14 protein-coding genes and 2 pseudogenes are annotated in these 15,487 nt (G+C 75.7%); 10 read left to right on the top strand and 6 right to left on the bottom strand.

Annotation, left to right across the window (positions count from 1 at the left end; genetic code table 11):
* Nucleotides 1-185: pseudogene (locus ACFWA9_RS33390) on the bottom strand (hypothetical protein); the annotation flags it as partial.
* 399 nt (nucleotides 186-584) lie between these two features.
* Between ACFWA9_RS33390 and ACFWA9_RS33385 the strand changes: the two are divergent.
* Together ACFWA9_RS33385 and ACFWA9_RS33380 are read left to right on the top strand one after the other, a co-directional pair.
* Entirely contained in the window at nucleotides 585-1,628 is a 1,044-nt protein-coding gene (locus tag ACFWA9_RS33385) for a serine protein kinase RIO (RefSeq protein ID WP_380392303.1), read from the top strand.
* 251 nt (nucleotides 1,629-1,879) lie between these two features.
* Nucleotides 1,880-2,716 (top strand): NPP1 family protein, encoded by an 837-nt coding sequence (locus tag ACFWA9_RS33380; protein ID WP_380392300.1) that lies wholly within the window; start codon nucleotides 1,880-1,882, stop codon nucleotides 2,714-2,716.
* Between the two features lie 44 nt (nucleotides 2,717-2,760).
* On the opposite strand, the pseudogene ACFWA9_RS33375 reads toward ACFWA9_RS33380, so the two are convergent.
* Nucleotides 2,761-3,429, bottom strand: a pseudogene (locus ACFWA9_RS33375) (LLM class flavin-dependent oxidoreductase); the annotation flags it as partial.
* Nucleotides 3,430-3,557: 128 nt separating this feature from the next.
* Between ACFWA9_RS33375 and ACFWA9_RS33370 the strand changes: the two are divergent.
* Genes ACFWA9_RS33370 through ACFWA9_RS33360 form a run of 3 tightly spaced genes read left to right on the top strand, consistent with a single transcriptional unit; the run spans nucleotide 3,558 to nucleotide 5,750 of the window.
* Complete coding sequence (locus ACFWA9_RS33370) at nucleotides 3,558-3,767, top strand: hypothetical protein (protein ID WP_380392298.1); 210 nt, start codon at nucleotides 3,558-3,560, stop codon at nucleotides 3,765-3,767.
* Entirely contained in the window at nucleotides 3,754-5,163 is a 1,410-nt protein-coding gene (locus ACFWA9_RS33365) for an amidase (RefSeq protein WP_380392295.1), read from the top strand. Before ACFWA9_RS33370 ends, ACFWA9_RS33365 begins: the two co-directional genes overlap by 14 nt.
* Nucleotides 5,164-5,192: 29 nt before the next feature.
* A complete protein-coding gene (locus tag ACFWA9_RS33360; RefSeq protein ID WP_380392293.1) occupies nucleotides 5,193-5,750 on the top strand; it encodes a TetR/AcrR family transcriptional regulator in 558 nt (185 codons plus the stop codon).
* A 57-nt stretch (nucleotides 5,751-5,807) separates the two neighbouring features.
* On the opposite strand, the gene ACFWA9_RS33355 is transcribed toward ACFWA9_RS33360, so the two are convergent.
* Together ACFWA9_RS33355 and ACFWA9_RS33350 are read right to left on the bottom strand one after the other, a co-directional pair.
* Nucleotides 5,808-6,689 carry an NAD(P)H-binding protein gene (locus ACFWA9_RS33355; protein ID WP_380392290.1) on the bottom strand — a complete coding sequence of 294 codons (882 nt, stop codon included), beginning with the start codon at nucleotides 6,687-6,689 and terminating at the stop codon, nucleotides 5,808-5,810.
* Between the two features lie 336 nt (nucleotides 6,690-7,025).
* Complete coding sequence (locus tag ACFWA9_RS33350) at nucleotides 7,026-7,448, bottom strand: carboxymuconolactone decarboxylase family protein (protein WP_329491587.1); 423 nt, start codon at nucleotides 7,446-7,448, stop codon at nucleotides 7,026-7,028.
* Between the two features lie 176 nt (nucleotides 7,449-7,624).
* Here ACFWA9_RS33350 and ACFWA9_RS33345 point away from each other — a divergent pair, with 176 nt between their 5' ends.
* The 3 genes from ACFWA9_RS33345 (at nucleotide 7,625) to ACFWA9_RS33335 (ending at nucleotide 12,205) form a co-directional block, all read left to right on the top strand.
* Nucleotides 7,625-8,521 (top strand): metalloregulator ArsR/SmtB family transcription factor, encoded by an 897-nt coding sequence (locus ACFWA9_RS33345; RefSeq protein ID WP_380392287.1) that lies wholly within the window; start codon nucleotides 7,625-7,627, stop codon nucleotides 8,519-8,521.
* A complete protein-coding gene (locus ACFWA9_RS33340) occupies nucleotides 8,518-9,132 on the top strand; it encodes a dihydrofolate reductase family protein (RefSeq protein ID WP_352290216.1) in 615 nt (204 codons plus the stop codon). Before ACFWA9_RS33345 ends, ACFWA9_RS33340 begins: the two co-directional genes overlap by 4 nt.
* Before the next feature lie 181 nt (nucleotides 9,133-9,313).
* Nucleotides 9,314-12,205, top strand: coding sequence for a hypothetical protein (locus tag ACFWA9_RS33335; protein ID WP_380392285.1), 2,892 nt, complete (start codon nucleotides 9,314-9,316; stop codon nucleotides 12,203-12,205).
* A gap of 845 nt (nucleotides 12,206-13,050) precedes the next feature.
* On the opposite strand, the gene ACFWA9_RS33330 is transcribed toward ACFWA9_RS33335, so the two are convergent.
* Both ACFWA9_RS33330 and ACFWA9_RS33325 read right to left on the bottom strand, forming a co-directional pair.
* On the bottom strand, nucleotides 13,051-13,461 hold the full coding sequence (locus ACFWA9_RS33330) for a hypothetical protein (protein ID WP_380392283.1): 411 nt from the start codon (nucleotides 13,459-13,461) through the stop codon (nucleotides 13,051-13,053).
* Nucleotides 13,462-13,527: 66 nt separating this feature from the next.
* Nucleotides 13,528-14,031 (bottom strand): RrF2 family transcriptional regulator, encoded by a 504-nt coding sequence (locus ACFWA9_RS33325; RefSeq protein ID WP_380392281.1) that lies wholly within the window; start codon nucleotides 14,029-14,031, stop codon nucleotides 13,528-13,530.
* 106 nt (nucleotides 14,032-14,137) lie between these two features.
* On the opposite strand from ACFWA9_RS33325, the gene ACFWA9_RS33320 reads away from it, so the two are divergent.
* Together ACFWA9_RS33320 and ACFWA9_RS33315 are read left to right on the top strand one after the other, a co-directional pair.
* The gene (locus ACFWA9_RS33320) at nucleotides 14,138-14,881 is read left to right on the top strand and encodes an SDR family oxidoreductase (RefSeq protein WP_380392278.1); all 744 of its coding nucleotides are present in this window, start codon (nucleotides 14,138-14,140) and stop codon (nucleotides 14,879-14,881) included.
* A gap of 131 nt (nucleotides 14,882-15,012) precedes the next feature.
* The gene (locus tag ACFWA9_RS33315) at nucleotides 15,013-15,222 is read left to right on the top strand and encodes a DUF6479 family protein (protein WP_352290224.1); all 210 of its coding nucleotides are present in this window, start codon (nucleotides 15,013-15,015) and stop codon (nucleotides 15,220-15,222) included.
* The last annotated feature ends 265 nt before the right edge of the window (nucleotides 15,223-15,487 follow it).

Below are 15,487 nucleotides of genomic sequence, written 5' to 3'. Positions count from 1 at the left end.
GCGTGGCCCGGGACGGTCGCCGCCACCAGCCGGACCGGCGCGCCGGCGAGCGGCGGGGCGGCCATCACGTCCTCGTAGAACGCCGCGCCGCACAGCCCGCCGGGCAGCAGCAGGACCCGGTGCGGGGCGTCGGCCGGGCCCGACTCGCGGACGTCCCAGGCGCGGAACTGCGCGGTGCTGTCCATGATTTGACCTCCAGTCTCGTGCGACCTCCGGCATTGTTCCGCGCCGTCGGCCGCCGGTCGGCGACCTTGGGCCGTGCGCGGCATGTCGGGCGGTCCGGTCCCGGTCCTCATCCCGGTGCCGCACCGCGCAGCGAAAAGAATTCGGTTGCGCCGATCTTGGTAGTCGCTAAGCTTTCACCGTTCCCGCCGCGGTGTCGCCGTGGCGTCGCCGCGGCGCTCTCGTGCCGTGGCGCGAGGACCGACGTGGAGAAGCAGAGGAGGTGCGTACCAATGGTTGCCGCCGTGATGCGGCGCGCCCTCGTGCGCGCGCCAGACGCCTCTTCCTCTCGTCATTCGCCCACCGGCTGACGACGCCTCACGACTGGCGCATCGGTGGGCCGTTCCCCAGGAGCCACCGCAGTGCGTGAGCGCTTTGCCGACAACGATTCCTTCTCCCGTATCCGCCCCAAGGGCGCACCCCGTCGCGGCCGCCGGTCCGAGCGGGACGGCGACTTCGAGCCCGAGGTGGCCTACCACTTCGAGGCCTTCGAGCCCGCGGGCCACCCGCACGACACCCACGGCGCGGACAGCGCCGACGACTTCGCCGACGCGTACGTCACCGACGACGACACCCCCGACGGCAGCTACGACGACGGCTCGACGCCGGTCGCCGACGGTCCCGCCGAGGGCGATCGCTGGTCCACCTGGGACCAGTCCACCCCCACCGAGAAGGGCCCCGCGCCGCGCCCTGCCTGGGTGGTGACCGAACTCGCGGCCGTGGACACCGAACTCGGGCTGGTCAAGACCGGCAAGGAGGCCGACGTCTTCCTCCTGGAGCGCGGCGTGCCCGGGACCGACCGGCGCACGCTGATGGCGGCCAAGCGCTACCGCGACGCCCAGCACCGGATGTTCCACCGCGACTCCGGCTACCTGGAGGGCCGCCAGCACAAGGAGTCCCGGATCGCCCGGGCCATGGCCAAGCGCACCGCGTTCGGCAAGGAGGCCATCGCCGGCCAGTGGGCCGCCGCCGAGTTCACGGCGCTGTGCCGGCTCTGGTCGGCCGGCGTGGCCGTCCCGTACCCCGTGCAGATCCTGGGCACGGAGATCCTGATGGAGTTCGTCGGCGACGCCGGCGGCACCGCCGCGCCCCGGCTCGCGCAGCTGCGCGCCGAGGAGGTGGACGTCGAGGGCCTGTGGGAGCAGCTCGGCCGCAACCTGTCGCTGCTCGCCGTCGACGGCTACGCGCACGGCGACCTCTCGGCGTACAACATCCTGGTCCACGACGGGCGGTTGGTGATCATCGATGTGCCGCAGATCGTGGACGTCGTCGCCAATCCGCGCGGCCGTTCGTTCCTGGAGCGCGACGTGCGCAACGTCGGCGCCTGGTTCGTCTCGCGGGGCCTGCCGGAGCACCGGGTCGGCGAGCTCGTCGAGGCGCTGACCTTCGACGCGCGCCTGCGGTGAGCGGGCCCGCCCGCCCCTTCCCGAGGTGTCGGGCCGCGCGCCGGCACCCCGGGCGGGGGCCCTCCCGGCGTGCACCCGACTACGTCATGTGACCGAAGGTCAGGCCGCGCCCCCGCCCGCACGGGGGCGCCGGCTTCCGCATCCCGTCAGTCATTGGACGGATCCGCCCCGGGCGGATCACGGCCATGCTCGATGTGCGCCGCCCCGCAGCTGCCGGGCGGCCCCATCAACTCCTGACGAAACAGGGATACATGAACAGTTCCTCGCTGACCGGCCCGGCCACCACGGCCCAGGGCTCCGCGACCGGGCGCGCGACCCGCACCCGGGGCCGGGTCGGGACGGTCCTCGGCGCCGGTGTCCTCCTGCTCACCTTCTCCGGGCCGGCCGCCCAGGCCGACTCGCTGCCCAATCTGCCGCAGCGCGCCGGCGGCTACGAGGCTTCGTTCTCGCCCGCCTACGACTACGACGTGGACGGCTGCTACGCCGTGTCGGCCATCGGCCCCGACGGCACCCTCAACCCGGGTCTGAAGACCTCCGGCGCCATCAACGGCAACTGCCACGACCAGTCCGACCTGGACCGGTCCCAGACCTACGCCCGGTCCACGTGCAACAACGGCTGGTGCGCGATCGTGTACGCCAGCTACTTCGAGAAGGACCAGACGGTCAACGGCTCGGGCGGCCACCGCCACGACTGGGAGCACGTCATCTCCTGGGTCAAGCAGTCGTCCAACCAGGTCGAGTTCCTGACCGTGACCCAGCACGGCGGCCAGGCCACCTACCCGCGCTCGTCGGTGCGCTTCAGCGGCAGCCACCCCAAGGTCGTCTACCACAAGGACGGCCTGCCGGCGCTCACCCACCTGTTCCGGCTGGCCAACGGCAACGACGAGCCGCCGGAGAACCACTACCACAGCTGGCGCCAGCCGCCCATCGTCGACTGGAACGGCTGGCCGAGCACCTGGCTGCGCGACCGGCTCAACAACGCCGACTTCGGCTCGGCGACCATCAAGACCACCGACAAGGACGACCGCTTCCGCAACCTGCTCAACGCCTCCAAGCCCGGCGGCATCCCCTTCAACCCCTGGGCGTGACGCCACCGGGCCCGGGCACCGCCCGGTGCCCGGGCCCGGCCGCGTCAGCCCCCGCGCTTCCAGAGCCCCCGGTCGGTGAGGAGCGGCAGGACGTTCTCGCCGACCCAGTACGCCTCCTCCAGGTGCGGCGCCCCCGGGAGGACGAACTCGTCGATGCCCAGCCGGTGGTACTCCTCGATCCGGTCGGCCACCTCGTGATGGCCGCCGACCAGGGCGGTGCCCGCGCCGCCGCGCACCAGGCCGATCCCGGCCCAGAGGTTGGGCGCGATCTCCAGCCGGTCGGTCGAGCCGCCGTGCAGCAGGCGCATCCGCCGCTGCCCCTCGGACTCGCTGCGGGCGAGCGCCTCCCGGGTGGCGGCGATGCGCGCCGGGTCCATCCCGGCGAGCAGGCGCCCGGCCTCCGCCCACGCCGCCTCCGGGGTGTCCCGGGTGATGACGTGGAGCCGGATGCCGAACCGCGGACTGCGGCCGTGCCCGGCGGCGAGCGCGCGGATGCGCCGGATCTTCCCGGCCACCATGGCGGGCGGCTCGCCCCAGGTGAGGTAGACGTCGGCGTGGCGGGCGGCGACCTCGGCGGCCTCGGGGGAGGAACCGCCGAAGTACACCTCGGGGACGGGCTCGGGCAGCCGGGTCAACCGGGCGCCCTCGACCCGGAGGTGGGCGCCCCGGTGGTCGACCCGTTCACCGCGCCAGAGCCGGCCGGTGATGTCCAGGCTCCTTCGCCGTAAAAGCAATTGATTTGCTTTAGCTGACCGTAGAACCTACGCTCGGCTAAAGCAAACTGTTAGCTTTTGCGTCGGGAGTGCTTCGCGGCTCCCGTCCCGACGAGGAGAGGACACCCATGTCTGCCGCCGAACTGACGCCGCAGGAGGCGGCCCGCTGGGCCGCTCGGGCGGGCCTTCCGTTGCCCGACGACCGGCACGGACCGGTCGCGGTCACCGCCGACCAGCTCCACGCCGTCGTCGCGGTCCTGCGGGAGCTGGACTTCGGGGACACCCCGCCCGCGATCGCCTACCGCGCGGGAACGGAGCTGTCCGATGCAGCCGTATGAGCTCACCGTCGCCGCCGCGGCCGACGAGATCCGGGCCCGGCGGCTGTCTCCCGTGGAGCTGGTCGGCTCGGTGCTCGACCGCATCGAACAGGTGGAACCGCAGCTCAACGCCTATGTCTCGGTCCTCGCGGAGCAGGCGCGCGGTGCGGCGCGCGAGGCCGAGCACGAAGCGGCGCACGGCCGCTTCCGGGGGGCGCTGCACGGCATCCCGATGGGCCTCAAGGACCTGATCGACGTCGCGGGCACCGCGACCACGGCCAGCTCCCGGGTCCGCGAGGGCCACCGCGCGCAGGCCGACAGCACGGTCGCCGCCCGGCTGACGGCGGCCGGCGCGATCCTCCTCGGCAAGACGCACACCCACGAGTTCGCCTACGGCCTGACCACCCCGCAGACCCGCAACGCTCGGGACCACGGCCGGGTCGCCGGCGGGTCCAGCGGCGGCTCCGCGGTCGCCGTCGCCTCGGGGGCGGCGGCCTTCGCGCTGGGCACCGACACCGGCGGCTCGATCCGGGTGCCGGCCGCACTCAACGGCGTCGTCGGTCTCAAGCCGACCTACGGCCTCGTCCCCCGGCACGGCGTCACCTCGCTGTCCTGGTCGCTGGACCACGTCGGTCCGATCACCCGCACCGTCGAGGACGCGGCCGTCGTCCTGACGGCGCTGGCCGGTCACGACCCGCGCGACCCCGCCTCGCTGGCCGCCGCCGCCGTGGACCACCGGCCCGGCCCGGGCACCGACCTGACGGGGCTGCGGGTCGGCGTGCCGCGCGACTACTACTTCGACCACCTCGACCCGGAGGTCGAGACCGCCGTCCGGCGCGCCGTCGGGCACCTGGCGGACCTCGGCGCGGAGCTCGTCGACGTCGGGATCCCGATGGCCCGCTACATCCGGGCGACCCTCTGGGGGCTGGTGGCACCGGAGGCCAGCGCGTACCACGAGCGCACCCTGCGGACGGTGCCCGAGCTGTACCAGGCGGACGTCCGGGTCCTCCTGGAGGCCGGCGAGCTGATGACCGCCGGGGACTACCTGCGGGCGCAGCGCTCCCGGACCCTGATGCGGGAGGAGTGGGCCCGCGTGCTGGCCGGGGTCGACGTGATCGCCGCCCCGACGGTCCCGACGACCGCGGTGCGGGCCGGCCAGACGACGTTGACCTGGTCGGACGGCACGTCCGAGGGCGTCGCCGACGCCCTGGTGCGCCTCAGCGCCCCCGCCAACATCACCGGGGTGCCGGCGCTGACCGTCCCGGTCGGCCACGACGCGGCGGGCCTGCCGATCGGGATGCAGCTGCTCGGCCGGCCCCTCGGGGAGCGCCTCCTCCTGCGGGTCGGCCACGCCTACGAGCAGTCGCGGCCGGCCCCCGTGCCGGCGCCGGTCGGTACCGGGGTGGGCGCCCCCTAAACGCAAGGACTGTGCTTTAAGCTGGTCCCATGAGTCGCAAGCAGATGGTGCGCCCCGGCGGTCGCAGCGCCCGGGTCCAGGCGTCGGTGCACACCGCTGTGCGTGAACTCCTCGCCGAGGTGGGCCGCGACGGGCTGACGGTTCCGCTGGTCGCCCAGCGGGCGGGCGTCACCCCCTCGACGGTCTACCGCCGCTGGGGAGATCTGCAGGAGCTGCTGTCGGACGTCGCGGTGGAGCGGCTGCGGCCCGACGCGGAGCCGGCGGACCACGGCGACCTGCGGTCCGACTTGACGGCCTGGGCCGAGCAGTTCCTCGACGAGATGGCGTCCCCGTCGGGACGTGCCTACATCCGCGACGCCCTGCTCGGCGACCCGGACGGCAGCAACGCCGGCCAGTGCTCGACCTACGCGGCCGAACAGGTCGACGTCGTGCTGGCCCGGGCGGCCGACCGCGGGGAGCCCGCCCCCGAGGTCGAGACGGTGATGGACCGCGTGGTGGCCCCGATGATGTACCGCATCCTCTTCCGCCCGGCCGGCCTCGACGCCGGGTACGCCCGCCGGCTCGTCGGGGAGCTCCTCGCCGGGTGACGCGCCGGCTCCGGAGCCGCCCGTGGTTCCTCCGCCCGCTCCCCGCGCGGGCCGCGCTCAGGAGCCGTCGGCGAGCCGGTGCCGGAGGTGGTCGTAGGCCCAGGCGGCGAGCGTGGTCGGCGTGGTGGTCCGGACGCTGCGGCGCTGTTCGGGCGTGAAGTCCGCACGGAGGCCGGTCGACATGCCGAGCACGGCCTCCACCAGCCCCTCGGTCATCCCGGACCGCCTGAGCGCGGCGCGCATGGCGTCGTCGGTGATCCGCTCGACGCCGATCCGCCGGCCGGTCGCGGCGGTGAGGATTCCGGCCACCTGCCGCCAGGTCAGGTCCGCCGGTCCGTGCACCGCCCGCACGCACCGCCCGGACCAGGCGGGGGAGAGCAGCCGCGTCGCGGCCACCTCGGCGATGTCGCGCGGTGCCACCCAGGCCATGGGCTGATCGAGGGGGAGGACTACCTGGAGCGTGCCCGCCCGGAGGGCGTCGAGCTGGAGTTCGAGATTGGTGAAGAAGTAGCCGCACCTCAGATGGGTGACGTCGACCCCTAGGCCGTCCAGGGCGGTCTCGGTCCCCGCCAGGCCGTCGATCTCGCCGGCGCCGTGCCGCTTCTCGGCGCCGACACTGCTCTGGAAGACCACCCGGCCGATCCGGTTGCCGGTGACGGCACGGACCACGGCGGCGGTGGCGCGGGCGTAGTCGGCGAGCGGGTCCTCGCCGCCGGTGGTCGGGTCCACCCAGTACAGCGCGTCGACGCCCTCGGTGGCGGCCGCCACCGCCTCGGGGTCGAACTGGTCGACCCGGACGGCGTCCACCTCGCCCCTGATCTCGGGAGCCAGCCGGCCGGGTTCGCGCAGCAGGACGCGCGGCCGGACGCCGGCCCGGATCAGCGTGGCGACGACGTGGCGGCCGACGTTGCCGGTCGGGGTGGTGACGGCGATCTGCATGGGCTTCCTCTCGTCCGGGGGGCGTCCGGGGGCGGCTCGGCCGTGGGCCGGGCACCTGGGGCGGCCCGAAGCTCCCATCCTTCCTCCGGTGCGGCCGGGGACGCGTTCGACGGGCGCCGCGTGTCGCCGCCTTCCCCGGAGACCCCGGCCGACACCGGGGAGTCCGGGCACCGTCGGCGACCGTGCCACCCGCCCCGGACGAACGCACGGCCGGGTGCGGGTGGTGTTCCCGGCCCTCGCGCTCTGCTCATGGTGGCGCAGGCTGTCGGCGGTGCGGGCCCGGCGGGTCGGCGGCTCCCGCGCCGGGGCCGGTCCGTCGCCCGCCGCGGTCCGGCCTCAGTCGCCCGTGACCGGCAGGAGGCCGCGTTCGGCGAAGACCTTCTTGGCGACGAAGGTGGCGTTGAGGGCCCTGGGGAAGCCGCAGTAGCCGGCGGAGTGCAGCAGGGCCTCGACGATCTCCTCGGGGGTGAGGCCGACGTTGAGGGAGGCGTTGACGTGGACGTCGAGCTGGGACTCGCAGCCGCCGAGCGCGGTGAGCATCCCCAGGGTCACCAACTGCCGGTCGCGCGGCGCCAGCCCGGGGCGCCGGTAGATCTCACCGAACCCCCAGGCCACGATCTGGTGGGCGAGTTCGGGGCTGATGTCGGCCAGCGCGTCGACCACCCGCCGGCCGGCCTCGCCGTCGATCCGGGTGAGCGTCTCCAGGCCGCGGTCGTAGCGGTCCTGGCGGGTCTCGGCGGCGTTCGGGGGGATGTCCATGGGGTCACACTCCGTTCCCGGCGGCGCCTCGGCGCCTGCCCGTGGTGGTCCGGTCCTCGCCCGACCGTAGGACCTGGAGCGTGCCCGCTCGCGGCTCCGACGGCCGGCCGTCGCGGGGAGGTGCGTCCGGAGACATTCCTTGACACGAATATTCTTTGTGGCGAATACTTCTCCTCATGGACGCACTCCTCGCCGCACTGGCCGATCCGGCGCGCTGGCGCCTCGTGAGCCTGCTGGCCGAGCGGCCCCGCCCGGTCGGGGTGCTCGCCCGGCTCGCCGAGGCGCGCCAGCCGCAGACGACCAAGCACCTGCAAGCCCTTGAGCGTGCCGGTGTCGTCACCTCCGAGCGCATCGGCCAGCGGCGTGTCTACGCGCTCCGTTCCGGCCCCCTGCGGGAGCTGGCGGCCGAGCTCGCCCGGCTCGCCGACAGTGCGGAGCGGCCCGGCGGCCCGGGCGAGACCCACGAGCGCTACGGGCTCGGCGTCCACGCGGAGCGGCGCGCGGCGGGAGAGGCAGGGTGGGCCGACGGCCGCTCGTTCCGGTTCCACCGCGAGCTGCCGGGGCGCCCGGACCTGGTCTGGCGCCACCTGGTCGAAGCCACCCTGCTCGCCCGCTGGTGGACGCCCGACGACCTCCGGGTCTCCGAGCTCGTCTTCGAGGCCCGGCCGGGCGGCCGGATCGTCCAGGAGTACCGCGACATCGAGGACACCGACGGCTCCGACCCGGTCGCCGGCCGAGCGGAGGGAGTCGTCGAGGACGTCCGCCCGGGCGAGCGCCTCGCCTACCGGCTGTCCCCGCTGCTCCCCGGCGGCGGCACCGCCTTCACCGCCCACGTCGAGCTCGGCCTCCGGCCGACCGGCACGGACCCGGGCACCGGTACGGGCACCGAGCTCGACGTCCACTGGCGGATCACCGACAGCACCGTCGACTCGGCGGACTTCGTCGCCGGGATCGAGACCGGCTTCGGCCAGAGCCTCGACAAGCTCGCGGCGGCCCTCACGGCCGCCGACGGCGACAGCCACCGACGACAGCCACTGACCACTGACCACAACGACACGAGGAGTACGCAATGACCGAGCAGACCGCAAGCCGCCGGGTCGTCACCAACATGAGCCTCTCCCTCGACGGCCGCTACGCCCGGCGCGACCCCCGGGACATGAGCTGGGTGATGCCCTACGCCCACACCGACGTCGCCCGCGACCACCTGACCGGCCTCTGGGAGCCCGCGACGACCGCCCTGCTCGGACGGGTCAACGCCGAGGGGTTCCTCGGCTTCTGGCCCACCGTCATCGGCATGCCGGGCGTCGACCCGCGCGACGAGGGCTTCGCGAAGTGGCTCGTCGACGCCGACAAGGTGGTCCTCTCCGGCACCCTCGGCGAGTCCGCCCCCGGCGGGGCGCCGTGGGAGCGGACGACGGTCGTCGACCGGCCGACCGCCGAGGTGGTCGCCGGCCTCAGGGCCGCCGGGGGCGGCGACATCCTGGTGCTCTCCAGCGCGAGCGTCATCAAGGCACTGCTGGCGGCCGACGAGGTCGACCGGCTGGCGCTCACCGTCTTCCCGGTCTTCCTCGGCGACGGACCGCGCCTGTTCGACGACGGCCTGCCCGCCGCCGAGTGGGCGCTCGTCAGCCAGACCGCGGGGGAGCACGGCACGCTGGCCCTCGTCTACGACCGGATCCGCTGAACCGGGCGCGTCGCTCCTCCGGGGCGGCCGGCCGGAGTGCCCGTTCGGCCGTGCCGGAGGTGCCTCTTCGGTCCATGCTTCGCCCGGGAACCTTCCGGTCCCGGGCGCTGTTCTGGCACCATCGGCCGCTACTGCGTGACGGACCGTCGGTGACCGCCGTCCTGCCCCGACGGAGGTTCCCGTGACCAGCTCCGACCCCACCCGGCCGGCGAGCCCGGCCCGTCCCGCCCGCCCGGTGACCGCCGGTGCCCACCGGCCGGCCCGGTGGGTGCGGACGAGGCTGCGCACCGGCCCCTGGGCGGCGCTGCTCACCGCCGGACTGGCCTTCGTGCTGGTGTTCCTGGCGGCGGCGATCCCGAGAGTGCTGGACCGCGGCGCGGACGCGGCGCTGCGGGACTTCCTGCACGACCGGGGCCCGCTGGAGACGAGCCTGCTCAGCACCGCTCGCTCCCCGGAGGGCGGCGGGACGGAGGCGGAGCTGGAGGCGGTGGCGGCCCAGCTGGTCGCCCGGGCCGGGGCCGGCCTCCCGGTGGCGCCGTCGGGACCGGTGTTCGGTGCCGAGGCCCTGCTGCGCCACGCGCTGACCACCCCCGGCCTGGACCGCCCGGACGGGCACTCCCCGCCGACCCTGCACCTGCGCTACCTCCACGGCTTCACCGAGCACACCACCCTGGTCGCCGGCGCCTGGCCGTCCGGCGGGAGCAAGGGCGAGCCGATCCCGATCGCGGTGGCCCGCGGTGCGGCGGAGACGATCGGGATCCGGCTCGGTGCGGTCCTCGACGACGACTCGGTGCCCCCGCAGCGGGTGCGGGTGACCGGCCTCTACACCGTCACCGACCCGGCCGAGCCGTACTGGGCCGACCTGCCGTGCACGGGCCGGGCCTGTCTGGAACGCTCGCTCAGCGACCCCAACATCCGGAGCTGGCACACCGCCGCGGTGATCGGGGGCGACGACCTGGGCGCCCTCGGGCGCTGGGGGCGCAACACGCGTGACTTCTGGCGGCTTCCGGTGGACACCGGCGTGCTGCGGGCCGACCGGCTGGACGGGGTCAGGCATGATGTCGCCGCGTTCCTCACCGGGCCGACGGCCACCGCACTGCTCGCCGCCACCGGCCGCTCCGACCTGTCGACGACGTCCCGGCTGCCCGGCCACCTCGACCGGGCGGTGGCGCGGCAGGCCGCGGTCGCGCCGACGGCCCTGATCGGGCCGGCCGCCGTGGCGGGGGTCGCGGGGGTGGTGCTGGCCCTGGCCACCGCGCTCACCACCGACCGGCGCGGCGCGGAACTGCGGCTGCTGAGGGCCCGGGGCGGGTCCGGTACCGGGCTCCTGCTGCGGCTCTGCGGGGAGGGCGCGGTCACCGTCCTGCCGGCGGCCGTCGCGGCCACCGCGTCGGCGCTCTGGCTGTGGCCCACGCCGCGCTGGGCGGCGGCGGTGGCCGCCGCGCTGGTCACCACCGCCCTCGCCCTGCTCGCCGTCCCGGTCCGGGCCGCGCTGCCGCCGGCCGAGGGCTCCGGCAGGGCCGCGCGCCGGGGCCGGCTGATCGCCGAACTCCTCGTCCTCGCCCTGACGGTGGCGGCGGTGTCGGGTGTCCGGCGCCGTGGCGTCGCCACACCGGACGCGGGCCCCGACCTGCTGCTGGTGGCGGCCCCGCTGCTGATCGCCCTCACCGCGGCGCTACTGCTGGCACGCCTGCTGCCCGTCCTCGCGGGCGGCCTGGCCCGGGCGGCCGCCCGGTCCTCCGGCACGGTGGCGTTCCTGGGCCTGGCCCGCGCCGCCCGGGGCTCCGGTGGCCGGGGCGGCCGGCGGTCGCGGCCCTCCGTCCTGCCACTCCTGGCCCTCGTGCTCGCGGTCACCACCGCCGGCTTCGGCGCTAGCGTGCTGGCGGGCGTCGGGCTCGCCCGGGAGCAGGCCGCGAAGCTCGTGGTCGGGGCGGACGCCTCGGTGGCGGCGCCGGCCGGGATGACCCTGCCGCCCGGGTTCGCCGCGGCCGCCGCAGCGCTGCCGGGAGTCACGGCCGCCACCGCCGTGCGGCTGGAGAGCGAGGCGTTCCTGCTGGAGGCGGTCCCGGGCGTGCGCGCGGGTGTCGACCCGGAGGCCACCCAGGTCACCCTGGTGGTCGCCGAACCCCGGGCCTACGCGCGGATCGCCAGGGCCGTCGGGGCGGGCACCTTCGACCCGGCGGCGCTCGACGCTTCGGCCGCGGCGGACCCAGGGGCGCCGACCGTCCCCGCCCTGTTCAGCGCCGACCTCGCCCGCCACCTCGGCCCCGGCGGCCACCGGCTGCGACTGCCCAGCGGCGGCGAAGTCCTCACAGCCCACGCCGGCACGGTCGACGCGACCCCCGCCCTGCCCGGCGCCACCCGCCCCTTCATCGTCCTGCCCACCCCCGCCGCGAGCGCCGTGCTGCCGGAACTCGCCCGCATCACCGACTGGTTCGCGCTCGGCCGGATCGACGAGCCGGCCCTGGCCGGTCTGGTCCGCGCGCTGCCGGCCTCCTCCCTCGCCGACCCCGGCGCCCCGCCGCCGCCCGGGCCGACCGCCGCCACCGCCGTGGTCGGCAACGACCCCGACGCGCTGCGCAGCGGCTACGTCACCCGGACCAGCGCCGCCGTCGCCGCCGACCTCGCCCAGGACCCCCTCCAGCACGCGGCGGGCCGCCTGTTCGGCCAGGCCCAGGCCGCCGCGGGCGCCTTCACCCTGCTCGCCGTCCTGCTCACACTGCTGCGCGCCGCCCCCGACCGGGCCGCCCTGCTGGCCCGGCTGCGCACCATGGGCCTGCGCTCCCGGCAGGGCCTCGCGCTCGTCCTCGCCGAGACGCTGCCGCAGACCCTGCTGGCCGCGGCCGGCGGCGCCCTGGCCGCGCTTACCGCCGTCGCCGTGCTCGGGCCGGCCGTCGACCTGTCCACCCTGGTCGGCGCCCCGGTGCCGACTAGGCTGCGCCCCACGGCGGCGCCCCTGCTCCTCCCGGCCGCGGCGCTCGCCGCGCTGACCGCCCTCGCGGTCGTCGCCGAGGCCCTGACCGGTGGCCGCCGCCACCTCACCACCCACCTCCGACTCGGCGACCGGCCTTGAGCCGTCCGGCTCCGGGGCGACCGGCCTTGAGCCGTCCGGCTCCGGGGCGACCGGCCTTGAGCTGACCAGCCCTGAGCAGACCCGCCCCGAGTCGACCAGCACTGCCGGGGCGCCGACCGGTCGCCGGCGCCGGTCGGGCCCGCCGCGCGCCCTCCGGGGCTCGGCCGAGGAGGAGGCCGAGCCGCGATCCGGGGAGCGGCTGTCGGGCGACGACCGGGGAATCCCCCTGCGAAGGGCGGTACGCCGAGGCGGGCAGCGGCTCCCCCGACCGAGGCCGGACCGCCGGCCCGGCCTCACGGCACCGCCCGAGGGGTGACGAGCCCACAGCACCGTCGGCCCGGGCCGTGGGCGCGAGCGGCCGCGCCGGTGGCCTCCTGGACCCTGGGCACGGCACCGTTCCCGACCTGATCGTCTCCATCGCGGCCGGATCCCGGCGAGACCGCCGGGATCCGGCCCGGCATGACCGGTGGAGAGGCCGATCGGCTGTCGGGCGGCGGGACGGGCCTCGACCGGTCCGGGGGCCGACCACCGGGTGAGGGGCCGGTCACAGGGGCGGCAGCCTGGAGGTCCGGGGCGGTCCCCAGGGGAGCTCTCGGACTCGACCCGGTGGACACCGAAGGGCGGTTCCGCCTTCCCTCGCGCCTGGCCATCGGTGAGCCCGAGGCCGCCGGCCCCGTGACGTACGAGACGGTCCTCGGCCGTCTCGCGGCACGCGGCTGCGCCTGGTGCCAGGACGATGCCCCGACCTTCGACGACCAGCTCCGCGTCCGCACGGAGGCCGGCGTCCCTCGGCTTCGTGCGCGCGCCCGACGGGTGGCTGCCGCCGATCCCCTACATGTCGGCTCTCACGAAGGCCGGCCGAGCTCCCCGGTGCGGGCGGCGGCTGCCTCCTCCAGCAGCGACCATCCGTCGAACTCCACCGCTCGCCGGTCTCCCCGCTGCCATCCGTGGGCCGCGGCCGCGTCCAGCAGGGCCCGGACGGCGCCCGGTTCGTGCAGGTTCAGTGAGCCACCCCGGACGAACCCGACGTCCCCGGAGCCCAGGGGGAACCCGCCGGGGACGTACCGGTCGGGTCCGCCGGCGAAGACGATGCGCAGCGTCCCGCCGGAGCCGGCCGGCTGCGGGTGCAGGGTGAGGGTCTCGCGGCAGCCGCTGAAGGCCTCGCCGACCGGTTCGGGGTGGCTGTGGCGGAGCGACCACAGGTACGTCCGGCCGTCGGCGACCAGTCGGCGGGGCTTTCTCGGGTGGCGTGGCACAGCGCCGAGCGTACGCGGCGCGGCCCGCCGGGTCCGCCGGGGCCGGGGGCCGGAGAGGGCGCGGACCTACGGTGCGGCCGGTCCGCGCGGGTCGGCGCCCGAGGTCAGCCAGGCCCCGATCCCGGGGAGGGCGTCCGGCCCGTTGTCGGCCTCCACCGTGGCGGCCAGGTCGGCGATCGTGACCCCGGCCAGCGAGGCCCGCCAGGCGGCGTCCGCGGCCCCCATCGCGCGGGCGATGGGGCACGGCTCGGTGCACTGCTTAGCTGGTGTCGCGAACGGCCCGCGTCGGCGTATCTCGGTGCACACGAACGCCGGGGTGGCACCGTCGACGGCCTGGACGACGTCCAGCAGCGTGATCTCGTGAGCCGCCCTGGTGATCACGTAGCCGCCGGTCTTGCCCTGGACCGAGCGCACCAGACCCGCCCGCGAGAGGGCCTGCAACTGCTTGGCCAGGTAGCTGGGCGACACCTCGTGCAGCTCGGCCAGCCGGGCCGCCGGTACCGGCTCCCCGGCGGCGGTCAGGACCACACAGCAGTGCAGCGCCCATTCGACGCCGCCGGACAGCTTCATGTCGCCTCCACATTGACTCGGACATAGACTATCCGAGTATTATCCCGGACATCTGATATCCGGGTTTGCCCCCAGGGGAAGCCCCCGTCACGAAGGAAGGCACACCATGAAGATCACCGTCATCGGCACCGGCCTGATCGGCTCCCGGCTTGCCGACGTGCTTGAGCGGCAGGGCCACCACGTGACGGCGGTGTCCCGGTCGTCCGGCCTCGACCTGCTCACCGGCGAGGGTCTCGACCAGGCGGTCGCCGGCGCCCACACGGTCGTCAACGTGACCAACTCCCCGACCTTCGACGAGCAGTCCCTCGACTTCTTCCGCACCACCGTCGGCAATCTGCTCGACGCCGGCGACAAGGCGGGCGTGCGCCACCAGGTCGCCCTGTCGATCGTCGGCGTGGACCAGGTGCCCCAGCTCGACTACTACCGGGCGAAGACCCTCCAGGAGGACCTGCTGCGCGGCGGCCCCACCCCCTACTCGATCGTCCGCGCCACGCAGTTCTTCGAGTTCGTGGAGCCCACCATGTCGTGGACCTCGGACGACAGCGCCGTCCGGCTGCCCGCGACTCCCCTCCAGCCCATCGCCGCCGACGACGTGGTCGACGTCCTCGCGGAGGTGGCCACGGCGGCCCCGCTGACCGGCACCCTCGACATCGCGGGCCCCGAGCGGTTCACGCTGGACGAGCTCGGCCGGATCACCCTGGCCGCCAAGGGCGACGGGCGCCCCGTCGTCACCGACGACCAGGCGGGCCTGTTCGCCGCCGTCCGCGGCGACGTCCTCACTCCCGGCCCCGAGGCCCGCCTCGCGCCCACCCACTACCGCGACTGGCTGGCGGCCGCCATCGCCGGCTGAGGGCCGCGCCGGGCGGGAGCCCGGGCGCCGGGCGTGTGGTGCGGGTGTCGCGCCCCTGGGTCGGACGCCCGGCCCCGTCGGTACTCGGACGCGCACCGTTTGCGCGGGCCCGCAGCGGAAAGGCGCGGCGCATGGCAGTCATCGATCTCACCCGGACCACTCCACTCGCCGCGGACGGGGCGGGCGCACACCTCTGGCTGATCGCCGTGGGCGTCCTCCTGGTCATCGCCCTCATGCTCGCCTTCGTCCTGGGGCAGCGCCGCAAGGACCGCGAGCCGCCGCCCGTCGACCTGTCGGGGGCACGGGAGTCCGACCCGCGGCGCCAGCCGCCGCCGAGGTGATCCCGCTCGCCGGACTGCCCCGAAGGGCCCCGGGCCGGTCTGCCGACCCGTGAGCACCCGGCCTCCGCCGCACCTGCCCCGGCACGACCTCCGCACCGGCACCACCTCCGCCCCGGTACCGGACCCCGGTACCGGGGCGGAGGTGTGCGGTGGTGGTGCCCGCGGGGCCCCGTGAGCGGTGGTGGCGGAGTCCGGGTGGGCGGTGGCGACGGCGGGATCGAGCCTGTCGCCGATGGTGGGCCCCCCCCCCGGGGGGCCCAACGGC

This window comes from Kitasatospora sp. NPDC059973, assembly GCF_042737525.1.
Lineage (GTDB): Bacteria > Actinomycetota > Actinomycetes > Streptomycetales > Streptomycetaceae > Kitasatospora.
The sequence above is the reverse complement of the archived record's forward strand: the minus strand, read 5'-3'. Positions and strand labels throughout refer to the sequence as shown.

Bases quoted from the DNA above. Each gene is read 5' to 3' on its own strand.
- ACFWA9_RS33380 (WP_380392300.1), top strand. From the start codon at position 1,880: ATGAACAGTTCCTCGCTGACCGGCCCGGCCACCACGGCCCAGGGCTCC.
- ACFWA9_RS33370 (WP_380392298.1), top strand. From the start codon at position 3,558: ATGTCTGCCGCCGAACTGACGCCGCAGGAGGCGGCCCGCTGGGCCGCT.
- ACFWA9_RS33365 (WP_380392295.1), top strand. From the start codon at position 3,754: ATGCAGCCGTATGAGCTCACCGTCGCCGCCGCGGCCGACGAGATCCGG.
- ACFWA9_RS33360 (WP_380392293.1), top strand. From the start codon at position 5,193: ATGAGTCGCAAGCAGATGGTGCGCCCCGGCGGTCGCAGCGCCCGGGTC.
- ACFWA9_RS33355 (WP_380392290.1), bottom strand. From the start codon at position 6,689: ATGCAGATCGCCGTCACCACCCCGACCGGCAACGTCGGCCGCCACGTC.
- ACFWA9_RS33350 (WP_329491587.1), bottom strand. From the start codon at position 7,448: ATGGACATCCCCCCGAACGCCGCCGAGACCCGCCAGGACCGCTACGAC.
- ACFWA9_RS33345 (WP_380392287.1), top strand. From the start codon at position 7,625: ATGGACGCACTCCTCGCCGCACTGGCCGATCCGGCGCGCTGGCGCCTC.
- ACFWA9_RS33340 (WP_352290216.1), top strand. From the start codon at position 8,518: ATGACCGAGCAGACCGCAAGCCGCCGGGTCGTCACCAACATGAGCCTC.
- ACFWA9_RS33325 (WP_380392281.1), bottom strand. From the start codon at position 14,031: ATGAAGCTGTCCGGCGGCGTCGAATGGGCGCTGCACTGCTGTGTGGTC.
- ACFWA9_RS33320 (WP_380392278.1), top strand. From the start codon at position 14,138: ATGAAGATCACCGTCATCGGCACCGGCCTGATCGGCTCCCGGCTTGCC.
- ACFWA9_RS33315 (WP_352290224.1), top strand. From the start codon at position 15,013: ATGGCAGTCATCGATCTCACCCGGACCACTCCACTCGCCGCGGACGGG.